Here is a 16,335-nt window from a genome sequence, read left to right on the forward strand (position 1 = left end):
GGGTGAGAGCGTGTCACGACTTCTATACTCGACTTTTATTCGGCTCCCGCTCATGATTCGAATATTGGCGATGGCTTTGCTATTGATCCTTACATTTGGGTTCATCGCTCATATAATAGAGCCTCAAACGTTTCCAACCATATTTGATGGCATTTGGTGGGCAATTATTACAACCTCGACGGTAGGCTATGGTGATTTTGTTCCACAATCAATGGTTGGAAAAGTAACCGGAATCATATTGATTCTTTTAGGAGCTGGATTCCTTTCTACCTATTTCGTCACTTTAGCGGCAGCTACCGTCACACGACAAAATGCATACTTGGAGGGCAAAGTGGCTTTTAAAAAAGATCATCATTTAATTGTAATTGGATGGAACGAGCGTTCAAGAGAAATCATTGAATCTCTATGTAGAAAAACAACAGAAGATGTTGTATTAATTGATTACTCTCTCGAAAGAAATCCTCTTACAAATGCACATGTTCATTTTATCCAAGGTCGGCCAAATCAAGATGCAACACTCCTGAAAGCAAATATTGCTGGAGCAAAAAAGGTCATCATTACAGCTGATCAAAATATGGATGAGCTTCAAGCTGATATGAACACCATCTTAACACTCTTAACAATTAAAGGGTTAAATCCTTCTATTTTCTGTATTGTTGAAGTACTTACTTCTGAACAGTTGCTTAATGCGCAGCGAGCTGGCGCGGATGAAATCATTCAATCCAATATATTAACAAGCTTTGCAATGATGAATAGCATTGCGTCAGAAGGACTTGTCAGCTCATTAGTGGACCTCATGAATCAGTTAAATGGAAGTCGTTTTTCGCTTAGTCCAATTACCAAAGAAATGGTAGGAAAAAGCTTCACAGAAATGAATTTTTTATTACTCCAAGAGGAAATCTTATTAGTTGGCATAAAAAGAGGAGAAAACACTGTTGTGAATCCTCCTAAGTCGTTCCGCATCCAAATTGATGATCAACTATTAATTATATCGAAGTAAAGTCATTCATTTATTAATGCACTTTCAAGCTCATCAAGAAGGGCTTTCCCAACATCGATATACTCCTTAGGAAAGCTTGCATCTTTATCAACAGGCTCTGAGAACTGATTAAAGGATGCGGAGAGATTCCCTGTAAAGGCGTTATCATCTAAGCCACGTTGGTACTTATGGGATAACAAAAAAGGGCGACCAATCTCAACCGTACAGCCGTTCGAATCCAATTGACCATCGATCGCTTGAAAAGGAACTCGAAGAAACTGATATCCTACTTCACTGTCAATATTATAATCAAAAGAACCATGATCATAATCCCAATTCCCTCCAACCGTGTATCCTAGAGGCTTAAGAGCTTGTTCAAGCTTGTACAAGTCAAATTGCATTCCTTCTATTTTGGAAGGTATCTCAATCATTATTACGTATCCCCTTTCAATTTCTTTTTATTAGCTTTTCCTAACAAGAGGGGACAATATGATAAAAAAGAGAGTTAACCATAATTTGGCTAACTCTCCTTTTGTTTATTTTAATCGTTTCTCTAATTCTGCTTTTATTTCTTCATATCCAGGCTTACCTAAAAGAGCAAACATATTTACTTTATAAGCCTCTACGCCTGGTTGATCAAATGGGTTAACTCCTAGTAAATAGCCGCTCATCGCACATGCTTTTTCAAAGAAATAGACAAGATATCCAAAAGTATATGCATCCATTTCAGGAATAGATACAACTAAGTTCGGCACTCCACCATCTGTATGTGCGAGCATCGTTCCTTCAAATGCTTTATTGTTTACGAAATCAACCGTTTTGCCAGCCAAATAGTTTAAGCCATCTAAATCACTAGCTGCTTCTTCAATCTCCAGCTCATGGCGTGATTTTTCCACTTTAATAATCGTTTCAAATAAGTCACGGCGTCCTTCTTGAACGTATTGCCCTAGTGAATGAAGGTCTGTTGAGAAGTTAGCTGATGCAGGGAAAATTCCCTTCTGATCTTTTCCTTCGCTTTCGCCAAATAACTGTTTCCACCATTCAGCAAAATACTGAAGCCCTGGCTCATAGTTGATAAGCATTTCAATTGTTTTCCCTTTATTATAGAGAACATTTCGCACAACCGCATATTGGTAGGCAATATTATCTTCTAATTCTGAGCTACCAAAATCTTCTGAAGCTTGTGCAGCTCCCTTCATCATCGCATCAATATCAGCCCCACTTACGGCAATTGGCAGAAGACCAACAGCTGTTAACACTGAGTAGCGACCTCCTACATCATCAGGAATGATGAATGACTCATAGCCCTCTTCTGTAGCTAGTGTTTTTAACGCACCTTTTTCACGGTCTGTTGTAGCATAGATCCGTTTACGCGCTTCTTCTACACCGTATTTTTCCTCTAGTAGCTTACGGAAAATTCGGAAGGCAATGGCAGGCTCTGTTGTTGTACCTGACTTTGAAATGACATTAATCGAAAAATCTTTTCCTTCAATAAGGTCCATTAAGTCCTTCATATAAGTAGAACTAATATTATTCCCAACAAAGAGTACTTGAGGAGTTTTCCGCTTCTCTTGAGAAAGGGCATTGTAGAAGCTGTGCTGTAGCATCTCAATTGCTGCTCTTGCTCCTAGATAGGACCCACCAATTCCAATAACTAACAGAACATCAGAATCACTTTTAATTTTCTCAGCACTCTTCTGGATGCGAGAAAATTCTTCTTTATCATATTGTGTAGGAAGGTCAACCCATCCTAAAAAATCGCTTCCTGCACCTGTTTGCTCATGCAATGAATGGTGAGAGACTTTCACGGCATCGCGCAAATATGTAATTTCGTGTTCTCCAAAGAAACTTAATGCGTTTGAGTAATCAAAACGAACATGTGTCATCTATTGATCCTCCAATATATTTATTATCTATTACACTTTAACGAAACCTGAAAGAGGAATCAAGAAGCTTCCCTATATGTAAGCGCGTCCAATTTCGAATTATTTTTCACATCTATAGAATAAACCAATTTCAGCGACATTATCCCATAAATTACAAGGGAAAAGCTCGACCGATTGTAGTCGAGCTCATGAATGAAATTCTTAAAGGGATGCTTTCAAAATAGCGGTAACATCTTCATGGTTTAGCTTTTTAAAGTTTCCAAAATCACCATTTGCCATTGCTCGATCTACCATTAACTGGAGCTTCGAGTCATCAATATCATAATCAGCTAGACGTGTTGGTGCACCTAAACTGCTCCAGAATTCGCGAAGCTTCTCAATTCCTTCAAGCGCTACTTCTTCGTCTGTTTTCCCAGCAGCATCTACACCGAAAACTCGAACAGCTAGCTGTTTAAAGCGAGCTGGGTTTTCATTTAGATTATGCTTCATCCAATTAGGGAACAAAATGGCAAGACCGCCTGCATGCGGAATATCGTATACTGCTGAAACTGCATGCTCGATATTATGTGATGCCCAATCTCCTCTGTACCCCATTTGTAGCATTCCATTTAGAGCAATTGTACCGTTGTATAAAATGGTTTCGCGATAATCGTAATTCTCCAGATCCTCAATCAACTTTGGTGCTACTTCCATAACAGTAGTTAATACTGATTCACACATACGATCCTGTAAGGGGGTATTTTCGACTTGATGGAAGTATTGTTCAAATACATGGGACATCATATCTACAATTCCATAAATTGTTTGATCCTTTGGTACGGTGAAAGTATTCGTTGGATCTAAAATTGAGAACTTAGGGAATACAGCAGGGCTTCCCCATCCATATTTCTCATTTGTTTCCCAGTTCGTTATTACAGAACCCGCGTTCATTTCTGAACCTGTAGCAGCAAGGGTCAGGACCGTACCAAACGGAAGAGCTTCTTTGGCAAATGCTTTCTTATTCACTAAATCCCATGCATCTCCATCGTATTTAGCACCAGCTGCAATGGCTTTTGTACAATCAATTACACTTCCTCCACCGACAGCTAGCAAAAAATCAATGCCTTCATTTTTACAAATTTCTACGCCTTTACGAACTGTTGAGATTCGTGGGTTTGGTTCAACTCCAGCTAGTTCAAACCATTCCACATTTATTTCTTTTAACAGGCTGACTACTTGATCGTATAGCCCATTTTTTTTAATACTTCCTCCGCCATATACAAGAAGCACTTTTTTACCATATTGCGGAACTTCATTCTTAAGTTGTTCTAACTGATTTTTCCCAAAAATTAACTTTGTTGGATTCCAATATGTAAAGCTTTGCAACGGTAACGCCCTCCTTTAGTTATCTTCGTTATTATTATCGAATAATTAGGGAGTTATTGCAAAAACTATGATTGCAAAAAATTAATTTGCCTTTAGGTTTACATGAATAAATTTTATCAGTTGGATTCATTCTATTAGTGAATCCATCAACAACTAAGGAGGAAACAGCATGAGTACAATCCAACGTATTGCACTAGTTCTTACCATCATTGGAGCTATAAATTGGGGATTAATTGGATTCTTCCAATTCGATCTTGTTGCTGCCATCTTTGGTGGTCAAGATTCTGCTCTTGCAAGAATTGTATATGGTTTAGTAGGAATTGCAGGTTTAATCAACTTAGGACTTCTCTTCAAACCAAATGAAGAGCTTGAAAGAGAGCCTGAAGCTAGACCAAGTAGATAATAAAGCGTAAAAATCCTTGCACTTATATAGTGCAAGGATTTTTTGCATTACTTATACCCAACCTCTGAAGCGTGATGCTTCTGACATTTTTCTTGCGCCTTCCATATAGGCGGCTAAGCGCATGTTTACTTGACGGTTGGTCGCTGTATTGTACACATTTTCAAAAGCTTGAACAAGTACTTTGCGAAGCTTTTGGATTACTTCTTCTTCGCTCCAATAGTAGCCTTGATTATTTTGTACCCATTCAAAATAGGAAACCGTTACGCCTCCAGCACTTGCTAATACATCAGGGACTAGGAGAATGCCTCGTTCCGACAGGATCTTAGTGGCATCCAATGTAGTTGGACCATTCGCTGCTTCTACCACAATGGTTGCTTTAATGTTCCGAGCATTTTGAGCTGTGATCTGATTCGACACTGCTGCAGGAACTAAAATGTCACAATCAATCTCTAACAGCTCTGCATTCGTTATGGTATTTTCAAAAAGACTTGTTACCATACCAAAGCTATCACGACGGTCTAATAAATAGTCAATATCTAAACCGTTCGGATCATACAGCCCGCCCAATGCATCTGATATACCAATTACTTTTGCTCCAGCATCATACATAAATTTAGCAAGGAAGCTGCCGGCATTTCCGAATCCTTGAATGACCACACGTGCTCCCTCAATTTGGACGCCCTTCCGCTTCGCAGCTTCCTCGATACAAATTGTTACCCCTTGAGCTGTAGCTTTTTCTCTCCCTTGAGAACCACCGAGAACTAACGGCTTTCCTGTAATAAACCCAGGAGAATCGTACTCACGAAGGCGGCTATATTCATCCATCATCCATGCCATGATTTGTGAATTTGTGTAGACATCTGGTGCAGGTATATCCTTTGTTGGTCCAACGATTTGGCTAATCGCGCGTACATATCCACGGCTAAGGCGTTCAAGCTCTCCCATTGACATCGTTCGAGGGTCACAAATGATTCCCCCTTTTCCTCCACCATATGGTAAATCAACAATTCCACATTTTAAGCTCATCCACATGGAAAGTGCCTTCACTTCGTCTTCATTCACTTCTGGATGGAAGCGAACTCCTCCCTTTGTTGGACCAACCGCATCATTATGCTGTGAACGGTATCCAGTAAAGATTTTCACAGAGCCGTCATCCATTCTGACAGGAATTCTGACGGTTAACATGCGCAAAGGCTCTTTCAAAAGCTCAAACATTTCGTCTGAATACCCTAACTTAGTTAACGCATCCTTTATGACGATTTGTGTGGAAGTAAATAAATTTAATGATTCTTCTGTTTGCTGATTTTCTTTATTTTCTACTACCCCAGTAGCTCCCATAATGGCACCTCTTTAGTCTCGTAAATAATATGCTGTGTAAAACAAGTGCTGTTATTCAATGACGTACTGCCTGTGCTTACTTTTTAGCTAAGCACTTTATGAATTCGTTCAATTGCCCAATCTAACTCTTCTTCTGAAATCACCAGTGGTGGAGCAAAACGAATCACTGTGTCGTGTGTTTCTTTACATAATAGACCTTCTTCTTTTAAAGCTTCACAATATTGACGTGCTGGCTCCTTTAGCTCAACTCCGATAAATAATCCACGTCCACGTACTTCTTTAATGATTGGATTATTGATTTCTTTTAATTTATTCATGAAGTATTCACCAAGCTTTAGTGAACGTTCTGCAAGGTTTTCTTCTACTAATACATCAAGGGCTGCAACCGATACGGCACATGCCATCGGATTTCCGCCAAAAGTCGAACCGTGTGAACCAGGATTGAATACACCTAGCACTTCACTATTCGCTACAACACATGAAATTGGGAACACGCCTCCACCTAATGCTTTTCCTAAAATATACATATCAGGATCTACATCTTCCCATTCACAAGCAAACATCTTTCCAGAACGAGCAAGACCCGCTTGAATTTCATCTGCAATAAAAAGAACATTGTTTTCTTTACATACTTCATATGCACTCTTTAAGAAGCCTTGCGGCGGAAGAACAATACCTGCTTCTCCTTGAATTGGTTCAATTAAAAATGCTGCCGTATTTGGAGTAATCGCTTCTTTTAAAGCTTCTAAATCCCCATATGGAATGAGTTTAATCCCTGGTAGCATTGGGCCAAATCCACGCTTGTATTCATCCTCTGAGGATAGGGACACAGCAGTCATTGTACGACCGTGGAAGTTTCCTACACAAGCAATAATTTCGGCTTGATTCTCTGTAACACCTTTCACATCATATGCCCATCTACGAGCAGTTTTAATAGCCGTTTCAACTGCTTCCGCTCCTGTATTCATCGGTAAAGCCATTTCTTTATTTGTTAATTGGCAAATTTTTTCGTACCATGGGCCAAGCTGGTCATTATGGAATGCACGTGAAGTTAATGTAACACGACCAGCCTGATCCTTAAGCGCTTGAATTATCTTTGGATGACGATGCCCTTGGTTAACGGCTGAGTAAGCACTTAGCATATCCATATATTTGTTGCCTTCTGGATCCTCTACCCATACACCTTCTGCTTGTGAAATAACGATTGGTAGAGGGTGATAGTTTTTCGCACCAAATTTTTCAGTTTGTTCAATAAGAGAGTTTGATTTCGTTGCTTCTGTCATTCTATTTCCTCCATTCACTTTTTTGTATCATTCATCACGGCACTTGAAACGATTTGAAATTTCTTTAATTGTTAGAAATTTCTCAACTACTATTGTACATGGGAGCCTTCTTACTTTGAAGGCTCGTAGTAAAAAATAGATTAATACATTTCAGAAGTTGTCTTCGCTTGCATATGAAGAAGTAGGTAGTCCGGGCCACCTGCTTTTGAATCGGTTCCTGACATGTTGAAGCCACCAAATGGTTGGTATCCAACAATCGCACCTGTACAGCTACGGTTAAAGTATAGGTTTCCAACATGGAAGTCTTCACGAGCTTGCTCGATGTGTGCACGGTTTCTTGTGATGACAGCACCTGTTAAGCCGTACTCTGTGTTGTTTGCGATCTCGATTGCCTCAGAGAAATCCTTCGCTTTTGTGAAACCAACAACTGGTCCGAAGATTTCTTCCTGCATTAAGCGGTCTGTTGGCTTTAGGTCAGCTACTACAGTTGGTTGAATGAAGAAGCCTTTTGAGCTGTCCCCTTCTCCTCCTGCCATTAACTTTCCTTCTTGCTTGCCCATTTCAATGTAGCTCATAATTTTATCAAATGCGCTTTGGTCGATAACTGGACCCATGAAATGGCTTTGTTCTTCAGGGTTTCCAACAGTTAATTCCTTCGTTAATTCCACTACACGGTTTAACACGTGATCGTACACATCTTCAACGATTACCGCACGTGAACAAGCTGAACATTTTTGGCCTGAGAAGCCGAATGCGCCTGCAACGATGGATTGTGCCGCTAGCTCAAGATCTGCATCGCTATCAACGACGATTGTATCTTTCCCGCCCATTTCAGCGATTACGCGCTTTAACCAGATTTGGCCATCGTTTAGCTTGGATGCACGCTCATAAATGCGTAGACCTACATCACGAGAGCCAGTGAATGAGATGAAGCGAGTGTCCTTATGGTCAACTAAGTAATCACCGACTTCTGCACCGCTACCTGGTACGAAGTTCAGAACGCCTGCTGGTAGACCTGCTTCTTCCATCACTTCTACGAATTTCGCAGCTACTACTGGAGTCGTTGAAGCTGGCTTTAATAGAACTGGGTTCCCGGCTACAATCGCAGCCACTGTTGTACCTGCCATGATCGCAAGTGGGAAGTTCCAAGGTGAAATAATGACGCCTACTCCTAAAGGAATGTAGTCATAACGGTTATATTCATTCGGACGGCTGTTCACAGGAACTCCGTCTTTGATTTTTAACATTTGACGAGCATAAAATTCGAGGAAATCGATTGCTTCTGCTGTATCCGCATCCGCTTCCTTCCAAGGCTTCCCTGCTTCTTTTGTTAGAAGGGCAGAGAACTCATGCTTGCGGCGACGGATGATCGCAGCTGCTTTGAATAGAACGTCCGCACGTGTTTCTGGCTTCACTTTTCTCCACGTTTTGAACGCTTCAACTGCCGCTTGCATTGCTTTTTCCGCAAGCTCTTTGTTTGCCTTTGATACACGGCCGATCATTTCTTCTTTATTTGCTGGATTAATAGAGACGATTTTGTCTTCTGTAGAGATACGCTCTCCACCGATTACTAAATCATAATCTTGACCTAAATAGCTTTCTACTTTCTTTAACCCTTCTAAATAAGCTTGACGATTTTCCTCTACAGAAAAATCCGTAAATGGCTCATGCTTGTAAGGTTGCACCATTTTTTCATCCCCCTTGAATAAGAATCTTATACCACTTCTTTATTATGCAATTTCTATGCCAACTTATTATAGAAATCCTCATTCTACTGCAAATCTTATGAGAAATGATTTGTTTTTAACTAGTATAGTCATGTATGGTGCAGGGAACATAAAATTTTCCTCTTTAATTTTGTCTGTAATAAATAGAGAAATGGATACTAAACGCCATATTTTTTTGCATATATTTTTGACGTTCATTTTATAAACGCAAAAATATATTGCACCTTTCAATCTTTCCTCTATACAATAGAAAATAGATATCCTTATGAAAGGAGGGCTAATATGAAGAAAGCTACCTGCGATGAACTTCACAATATCAATAAAATGTACCAGCGATTAGTGGACGAAATAGATGTTGGTGTTCATGTTGTAGACGAGACAGGCAAGACGATTATTTACAATAAAAAAATGGTTGAAATAGAAGGAATGAACATTGAGGATGTACTTGATAAAAACTTATATGACGTATTTTCCTTCCATCATAATGAAGATAGCACGCTTCTTGAAGCGTTAAGAAAAGGAACCACAATTAAAAACGCTAAGCAAACATACTTTAACAATAAAGGGCAGCAAATTACCACGATTAATCATACCTTTCCCATTATAGAGGAGGGAACACGGATTGGAGCGATGGAAATTGCCCGAGATGTCACAAAGCTCGAGAAATTAATTAGGGAGAATATTTTAAAGAAGAGCGGGACGAAATATACATTTGATAGTATTATCGGTAGCAGCGATAAAATTCAAGAAGTTATCGACGCCAGTAAACGAGCTACGCGAACAAGTTCTTCGGTTCTGATCATTGGAGAGACAGGTACAGGAAAAGAGCTTTTTGCACAAAGTATTCATAATGGGAGTAATCGAAGCTCTAAACCGTTTATCTCGCAAAATTGTGCAGCACTGCCTGATAGTTTAATTGAAGGCATTCTTTTCGGTACAAAGAAAGGTGCGTTTACTGGCTCTGTTGAACGTCCTGGACTTTTTGAAGAAGCTGATGGAGGGACACTATTATTAGATGAAGTCAACTCCTTGAACCCTTCCCTACAAGCAAAATTACTAAGGGTTTTGCAAGAAAGGACCGTACGCCGCGTAGGAGATACAAAAGATCGGGAAATAAACGTACGCATTATTGCTACTATTAATGAAGACCCTATTGACGCCATTTCAGAAGGACGTCTTCGTAAGGACCTTTACTATCGACTAAGTGTTGTTTCTTTATTCATCCCTCCGTTACGAGAACGAAAAAAAGACATTCGGGATCTTGCTCAGTTTTTTATAGATAAATATAATCACCTTTTTGGAATGAATGTATTGATTGTTGAAGAAAGTGTGCTAGAAACATTTGAACAATACGACTGGCCAGGGAATGTACGGGAGCTTGAGCATATTATTGAAGGAACCATGAATTTAATTGAACACGAAGATTGTATATCGTATTCACACCTTCCCATTCAATTTCGAAATAAGCCCCAATTCAACGAAGAATTAAAGTCTCTGGATGTAATGGAAGAGTTATTTATCCATAAAGGACAAACAGTCAAATCTCTTGAAGAATATATGGTAGAAGCTGAGACCTATTATTTAAAGAAAGTCCTTAAGCAGCATGACTATAACATTACGCATGCAGCAAAAGCACTCGGAATGAGTCGTCAAAACCTTCAATACCGAGTGAAAAAATATCAGCTTCAGAGAGAATAACCTTAGAGGGCGAAGAAATGATAGTTATTTTATAAAGAGGCTGGGACATAACTAAATGACTCTTTCTCAAAGACGAACAATGACTTTTTTAAAATAGTTAGGTTGTAAAAACAAGTTCGTTCCAATGCGCTGCAGACACTCGCCTTCCGCCGGGGGGGGGGGGGGAAAGCTGACCTCCTCGATGGTCTTTGGTGTCTCAGCCTTTCCTCTGTTTCCCTTAGTAGTCGAGTGTCTTCCCCTCCAAATAAAAAAACCGAGCAACATTGCTCGGTTTTTTTACATCTTATTTATTGATAAGATCTTGACGCTCTGATTGTTCAATCCACTCTTGAAGCTTGTCTTTAAGTGTATTAAACCCTTGTGTGTCTGCATCTGTGCTAGTTACAGCAGCAGCTACTTGACGCTTGCGAGGCTTTTTAGCCTTTGGTGCAGCTGCAGGTTGAGCTGGTGGCTCTTCTGTTGCACGAATAGAAAGACCAATCTTTCCAGCCGCTTCGTCAATTGATAGTACTTTAACGTTCACTTCATCTCCTACTTTTAGGTGCTCGTTAATATCTTTTACAAAACCATGAGTAACTTCAGAAATATGAACTAATCCTTGTGTATTTTCGTCTAGTGCCACAAATGCACCATAAGGTTGAATACCTGTTACTTTACCAGTTAAAACGCTACCTACTTCAATATTTTCAGCCATGAAAACACTCCTAAAATTAAATTGATTTTATCTCTTTTATACGCAATAAAAAATTATACCACATATCATAAGATTAATCAAAAGACATTCCCTTGAACATTCCCTATTTCATTCGGATTTAGCAAGGTGATCGTACTATTATTTACAATATTTACATATGAAAACGCTATCTAAATCTTAATATTTAAATCGACAAAAAATTTAAAAAATCCTATACACTTTCATTCAAAAAAATAGTAATATGGACAAATATATTTTTTGAATAGAAAGAGGAGTATACAATCAATGAATAAACACGAGCAATGGACTTCAAAACTAGGGTTTATCCTAGCTGCTGCAGGATCAGCAATCGGACTTGGTGCCATTTGGAAATTCCCTTATATGGCAGGTACAAGCGGTGGGGGAATCTTCTTCCTTCTCTTCCTTCTATTAACACTATTTATTGGAGCACCTATCTTAATTGCCGAATTTATTATTGGTAGAAAAGCACAAAAAGATGCAGTATCTGCATATAAATTGCTGGCACCAGGTACATCTTGGCATTGGATTGGATATTTAGGAGTCATCGTATCTTTTATTATTTTATCGTTCTATAGTGTGGTAGGTGGATGGATTCTATCTTATTTAGTTCGCAGTGTGACTGGGCAATTAACAGGGTTATCACAAGAAGAGTATGGCGGGTTATTCAGCCAAACTATCAGCAGTCCTGTAGAAGCAGTAGCTGCACAGATCGTCTTTATGCTAATAACCATTCTGATTGTTAGCGGAGGCGTTCAAAAAGGCATTGAAAAAGCAAGTAAATATATGATGCCCGCTTTATTTATTCTCTTTATTGTTTTAGCCATTCGTTCCTTAACTCTAGATGGTGCATTAAAGGGTGTAGAATTCTTCCTTAAACCAAACCTAAGTGAAATAACTGCAGATACCATTTTAGCTGCATTAGGTCAGTCCTTCTTCGCCTTAAGTGTTGGTATTTCGATTATGGTGACCTATGCTTCCTATTTATCCAAGTCTGATAACTTGGTGAAATCCGCATTTTCTGTAGTTGGACTAAATGTTCTTATTTCCTTATTAGCTGGTCTCGTAATTTTCCCGGCTGTATTTGCGTTAGGATTTGAACCAGGAGAAGGTGCAGGATTAGTATTTGTTGTACTGCCTGCTGTATTTAATGAAATGGCTTTTGGAGGAGTTTTCTTAACCATTTTCTTAATTCTTTTATTATTCGCTACCCTTACATCTGCGTTCTCCATACTTGAGATCATTGTTGCGGTTATTGCAAAAGATGATCTCAAGAAGCGAAAGAAAGCAGCTTGGGCTTCTGGAATGTTCATTGCCATATTAGGTATTCCAAGTGCATTATCTTTTGGTGTATTTTCAGAAGTCATCATTTTCGGGAAATCAATTTTTGATTTAGCCGATTATCTGACAACTAATTTTGGACTTCCTCTTGGTGCATTATTTATTTCTCTCTTTGTAGGGTTTAAGCTACCTAGACAAATGGTCAAGGAAGAACTTGAATTAGGCTCTAATGGATTAGGTATGATTTTTGATATCTGGTACTTCGCTATCCGATATATTGTACCTCTAGGAATTCTGGTTGTATTTCTTCATTCCATTGGTCTTTTTTAACGAAATGTTCACGAAACGCTGAAATAAAAACACCATCCTCATGGTAGAATGTTAATAAAGACGATTAATCATAGGGGTGAATGAAATGTCTACAATCGCTCAAAACATTAAGGCTTGTCGAGAAAGAGTAGGAATGACGCAGCAGGAGCTCGCATTGAAAATTCGAGTTGGAACTGGAACTATTGAAAAATATGAATCAGGTGAACAGCATCCTGACACACAAACGGTTCTAAAAATCTCAACCGTTCTTGATATTCCTGCTTCAGAATTACTAGAGCAAGATTTGCAAACAAATCATGTTGGCATTGACCACGAAATTGAACAGCTTGTTCAAGAGATCGGCACCAAGAAAGCAAAGCTTATTTTACGAAAAGCAAAGGAGTTCACTGAAGAGGACTTTCTTCGAGTGATGCAAATGCTTTTTGAAATCAAATATAAAAAGTAAAGCGAGGCTAGATTTCCTCGCTTTTTTTTCGTTCAACTTTCGCCCTGAAAAGCGAATAGATTGGCACAGAAAATAATATTTTCAATCATATAACATTCATCTATTATTAATAATATGTATACATCAACTCATTTCATGGAAGGAAGACAAGAATGTCAAAGAAAATAGCTTGGGTGACAGATTCAACTGCCTCTTTTAATCAAACAGAACAACAATGGCTAAAGGATAATCATATATATGTTGTTCCATTATCTGTTCGATTCGGTGATGAAGTTTATAAAGAAGGAATTGAAATTTCAATTGAAGAGTTCTATGAGAAAATGCGTACAAGTGAAGAATCGCCAAACAGTTCACAACCGTCTCTTGGAGATTTTATTAATTTATATCATATGTTAAAGGAATCATATGATGAAGCAATCGTTATTCATTGCTCAAGTGCTTTGTCCGGAACGTATTCTACCTCCACACAAGCAGCATCTATGGTGGACTTCCCCGTTCACTCTGTTGATTCGTGGATTGGTGCGTTTCCGTTAAAGTTTATCGTTCAAGAAGGGGTACGTTTATACCAAGACGGACATAGTCCTTCTGAAGTTGTAACTGCCCTTCTCTCCTTACGCGAAAAATGCCAGTTGCTCTTGATCCCCGCTAGCTTAGAGCAATTACGCAAAGGTGGACGAGTATCTAACTTTGGATCGATCCTCGGGAACCTCCTTCAAATTAAACCAATATTAGGTTTTAAAGAGGGGAAAGTTAATATCATTGAAAAAGTCCGCACAATGAAAAAAGCAGAAAGTACCATTCTAGCTAGATTAGCAGAAGCATACGAAAAGGGAATACATGAACGAGTAGGCATCATGTATGCAGGCGAGCAAGAACAAGCGCACAAATTAAGTGAAAGAATCAGGGAAGCTTACTCTCATTTAAAAATTGAAATACTTCCCCTTATTCCAGTAGCTGGCGTACACACTGGATTTGGGACAATTGGACTGTCATGGATTGAGAAAGACAAGAAGAAAGAATAGACTTGCACAAAAATGTATAAAAAGAGGAAATAATGGAAAACCTTGTAGCATAAGGCTTTCTAGTATTCCCCCCTTTTTGAAGTGGACATCCCTATGAATGGGGTGTCTTTTTTTTATGATTGTTTATTTTCTTCTGTCTATAAACCGATTCATCCGTTTCACTGCTTCTTGTAGCTGTTCCATAGAAGAAGCATAGGAACAGCGGATATGCCCTTCCCCACTCTCTCCGAAAACATTTCCAGGTACGACAGCTACCTTTTCTTCCATTAATAATGCTTCTGCAAATTGTTCAGAGGTCAATCCAGTTGATTCAATCGACGGAAAAGCATAAAAAGCTCCACCTGGATTATGACAGGTCAATCCCATTTCATTTAATGATGTCGTAAAGTAGTTTCTTCTATGGCGATAACTATTCTTCATTGCAGCTACATCTCCATGACCGTTTCGAAGAGCTTCTATTGCTGCATGCTGGGCCATAGTTGGAGCGCACATCATCGCATATTGATGAATTTTTATCATTGCTTCACAAAATTCTGATGGAGCACACACGTATCCTAATCTCCATCCGGTCATCGCAAATCCTTTAGAAAAACCAGAAATAACAATTGTTCTTTCTCTTAAACCTGGTAAGGATGCCAAACTCGTATAGCTTTCATCATAAGAGAGCTCTGCATATATTTCATCAGACAGAATCACCAAATTATATTTCTCTGCTATTTCCGCTATTTCTCTTAACTCCTTATCTAGATAAACGGAGCCTGTCGGATTATTTGGAGAACATATCATGATTGCTTTCGTTCGAGTCGTGATTGCCTCCTCAAGCTGCTTAGGAGTGACTTTAAAATCATTTTCCTTTGTTGTTTGAATAGGTACTGGCATTCCACCAGCTAAATGCACTAATGGTCCGTAGGAAACAAAACTTGGTTCTAATATGATAACCTCATCATTTGGATCAAGAATTGCACGTAAAGCAATATCAATCGCCTGACTCGCACCAACTGTGACAATAATTTCATTTGCAGGAGCATAGTCTACTTGAAAGTTTTTATTCATATAAGAAGAAATCTCTTCTCTTAATTCTAATAAGCCTGCATTTGCTGTATACGATGTATAACCTTGCTCTAGCGAAAGAATCGCTGCTTCACGAACTGACCAAGATGTTACAAAGTCAGGCTCTCCAACTCCAAGGGAGATGACTCCTTCCATCCCTGCGGCAAGGTCAAAGAAACGGCGAATCCCAGATGGTTTTAATTCTGATACAGCTTTTGATAAATAGTTTTTCGTTTGATTCATTACGGTGACACCACAATTCTTTTATCTTCATCAGACTGGCCGAAAATTGTACCATCATGCTTATATTTTTTCAAAATAAAGTGAGTCGTAGTAGAAATAACTGAATCTAAGGTAGATAGCTTATCAGAGACAAACCGAGCGACCTCATTCATTGAACGCCCTTCAATAATGACTGAAAGGTCATATGCACCAGACATTAAATAGACGGAACGAACCTCTTCATAGCGATAGATTCGCTGCGCAATTTCATCAAATCCGACCCCTCTTTTCGGAGTTACCTTTACATCAATCATAGCTGTCACCGCTTCATTACTCTCAACTTTCGTCCAATCTACAACGGAAGCATAGCGAACGATTACTTTTTCTTCCTCTAACTTTTCCACAATCGCCTCTAATTCCTCCATCGGTAGCGAAACCATCTTCGCTAAATCCTCTTTTGATAGGCGAGCATTTCCTTCTAGAATTTCAAGAATTTCTAATTCCTTATCAGTTAACTTCAAGTAAATTACCCCTTTCATATGAAGGTTCTAATGAATGTTCAAGGTAGCACCAACTCAATACCCATTTTCTCAC

General features: G+C 39.0%; 15 protein-coding genes. 6 read left to right on the forward strand and 9 right to left on the reverse strand.

The annotated features are described in order from the left end of the window. The first annotated feature begins 10 nt into the window (after positions 1–10). Positions 11–1,000, forward strand: a complete 990-nt coding sequence (locus tag LS684_RS17165; RefSeq protein WP_233807729.1) for a potassium channel family protein — start codon at positions 11–13, stop codon at positions 998–1,000. A gap of 2 nt (positions 1,001–1,002) precedes the next feature. Here LS684_RS17165 and LS684_RS17170 read toward each other — a convergent pair whose 3' ends face one another. The 3 genes from LS684_RS17170 to LS684_RS17180 all read right to left on the reverse strand — a co-directional run bounded on the left by LS684_RS17170 (position 1,003) and on the right by LS684_RS17180 (position 4,230). Continuing rightward, positions 1,003–1,410 (reverse strand): YugN-like family protein, encoded by a 408-nt coding sequence (locus tag LS684_RS17170; protein WP_233807731.1) that lies wholly within the window; start codon positions 1,408–1,410, stop codon positions 1,003–1,005. A 105-nt stretch (positions 1,411–1,515) separates the two neighbouring features. Beyond that, the gene (locus LS684_RS17175) at positions 1,516–2,865 is read right to left on the reverse strand and encodes a glucose-6-phosphate isomerase (protein WP_233807733.1); all 1,350 of its coding nucleotides are present in this window, start codon (positions 2,863–2,865) and stop codon (positions 1,516–1,518) included. 201 nt (positions 2,866–3,066) lie between these two features. After that, a complete protein-coding gene (locus tag LS684_RS17180; RefSeq protein ID WP_233807734.1) occupies positions 3,067–4,230 on the reverse strand; it encodes an iron-containing alcohol dehydrogenase in 1,164 nt (387 codons plus the stop codon). A 169-nt stretch (positions 4,231–4,399) separates the two neighbouring features. Here LS684_RS17180 and LS684_RS17185 point away from each other — a divergent pair, with 169 nt between their 5' ends. Then, positions 4,400–4,633, forward strand: coding sequence for a DUF378 domain-containing protein (locus tag LS684_RS17185; protein ID WP_233807736.1), 234 nt, complete (start codon positions 4,400–4,402; stop codon positions 4,631–4,633). A 51-nt stretch (positions 4,634–4,684) separates the two neighbouring features. On the opposite strand, the gene LS684_RS17190 is transcribed toward LS684_RS17185, so the two are convergent. The 3 genes from LS684_RS17190 to pruA form a co-directional block, all read right to left on the reverse strand. Continuing rightward, positions 4,685–5,971 (reverse strand): Glu/Leu/Phe/Val family dehydrogenase, encoded by a 1,287-nt coding sequence (locus LS684_RS17190; RefSeq protein WP_233807738.1) that lies wholly within the window; start codon positions 5,969–5,971, stop codon positions 4,685–4,687. Between the two features lie 83 nt (positions 5,972–6,054). Continuing rightward, positions 6,055–7,254: an ornithine--oxo-acid transaminase gene (locus tag LS684_RS17195; protein WP_233807739.1), complete on the reverse strand. Its 1,200-nt coding sequence runs from the start codon at positions 7,252–7,254 to the stop codon at positions 6,055–6,057. Positions 7,255–7,394: 140 nt separating this feature from the next. After that, positions 7,395–8,942: an L-glutamate gamma-semialdehyde dehydrogenase gene (pruA, locus tag LS684_RS17200; protein WP_233807740.1), complete on the reverse strand. Its 1,548-nt coding sequence runs from the start codon at positions 8,940–8,942 to the stop codon at positions 7,395–7,397. Between the two features lie 321 nt (positions 8,943–9,263). On the opposite strand from pruA, the gene LS684_RS17205 reads away from it, so the two are divergent. Then, positions 9,264–10,679, forward strand: a complete 1,416-nt coding sequence (locus LS684_RS17205) for a sigma-54 interaction domain-containing protein (RefSeq protein WP_233807745.1) — start codon at positions 9,264–9,266, stop codon at positions 10,677–10,679. Positions 10,680–10,962: 283 nt separating this feature from the next. Here the strand turns inward: LS684_RS17205 and yugI are convergent, their stop codons facing one another. Next, positions 10,963–11,373 (reverse strand): S1 domain-containing post-transcriptional regulator GSP13, encoded by a 411-nt coding sequence (gene yugI, locus LS684_RS17210; protein WP_233807753.1) that lies wholly within the window; start codon positions 11,371–11,373, stop codon positions 10,963–10,965. A 285-nt stretch (positions 11,374–11,658) separates the two neighbouring features. Here yugI and LS684_RS17215 point away from each other — a divergent pair, with 285 nt between their 5' ends. The 3 genes from LS684_RS17215 to LS684_RS17225 all read left to right on the forward strand — a co-directional run bounded on the left by LS684_RS17215 (position 11,659) and on the right by LS684_RS17225 (position 14,469). Further along, on the forward strand, positions 11,659–13,002 hold the full coding sequence (locus LS684_RS17215) for a sodium-dependent transporter (protein ID WP_233807760.1): 1,344 nt from the start codon (positions 11,659–11,661) through the stop codon (positions 13,000–13,002). Between the two features lie 85 nt (positions 13,003–13,087). Then, positions 13,088–13,447: a helix-turn-helix domain-containing protein gene (locus LS684_RS17220; protein WP_233807765.1), complete on the forward strand. Its 360-nt coding sequence runs from the start codon at positions 13,088–13,090 to the stop codon at positions 13,445–13,447. 152 nt (positions 13,448–13,599) lie between these two features. After that, positions 13,600–14,469: a DegV family protein gene (locus LS684_RS17225; protein ID WP_233807767.1), complete on the forward strand. Its 870-nt coding sequence runs from the start codon at positions 13,600–13,602 to the stop codon at positions 14,467–14,469. A gap of 123 nt (positions 14,470–14,592) precedes the next feature. Here LS684_RS17225 and LS684_RS17230 read toward each other — a convergent pair whose 3' ends face one another. Continuing rightward, positions 14,593–15,762, reverse strand: a complete 1,170-nt coding sequence (locus tag LS684_RS17230) for an aminotransferase (RefSeq protein WP_233807769.1) — start codon at positions 15,760–15,762, stop codon at positions 14,593–14,595. Then, positions 15,762–16,262: an Lrp/AsnC family transcriptional regulator gene (locus LS684_RS17235; protein ID WP_233807771.1), complete on the reverse strand. Its 501-nt coding sequence runs from the start codon at positions 16,260–16,262 to the stop codon at positions 15,762–15,764. Before LS684_RS17235 ends, LS684_RS17230 begins: the two co-directional genes overlap by 1 nt. Positions 16,263–16,335 lie beyond the last annotated feature (73 nt).

The sequence above is a fragment of the Cytobacillus spongiae genome (assembly GCF_021390075.1).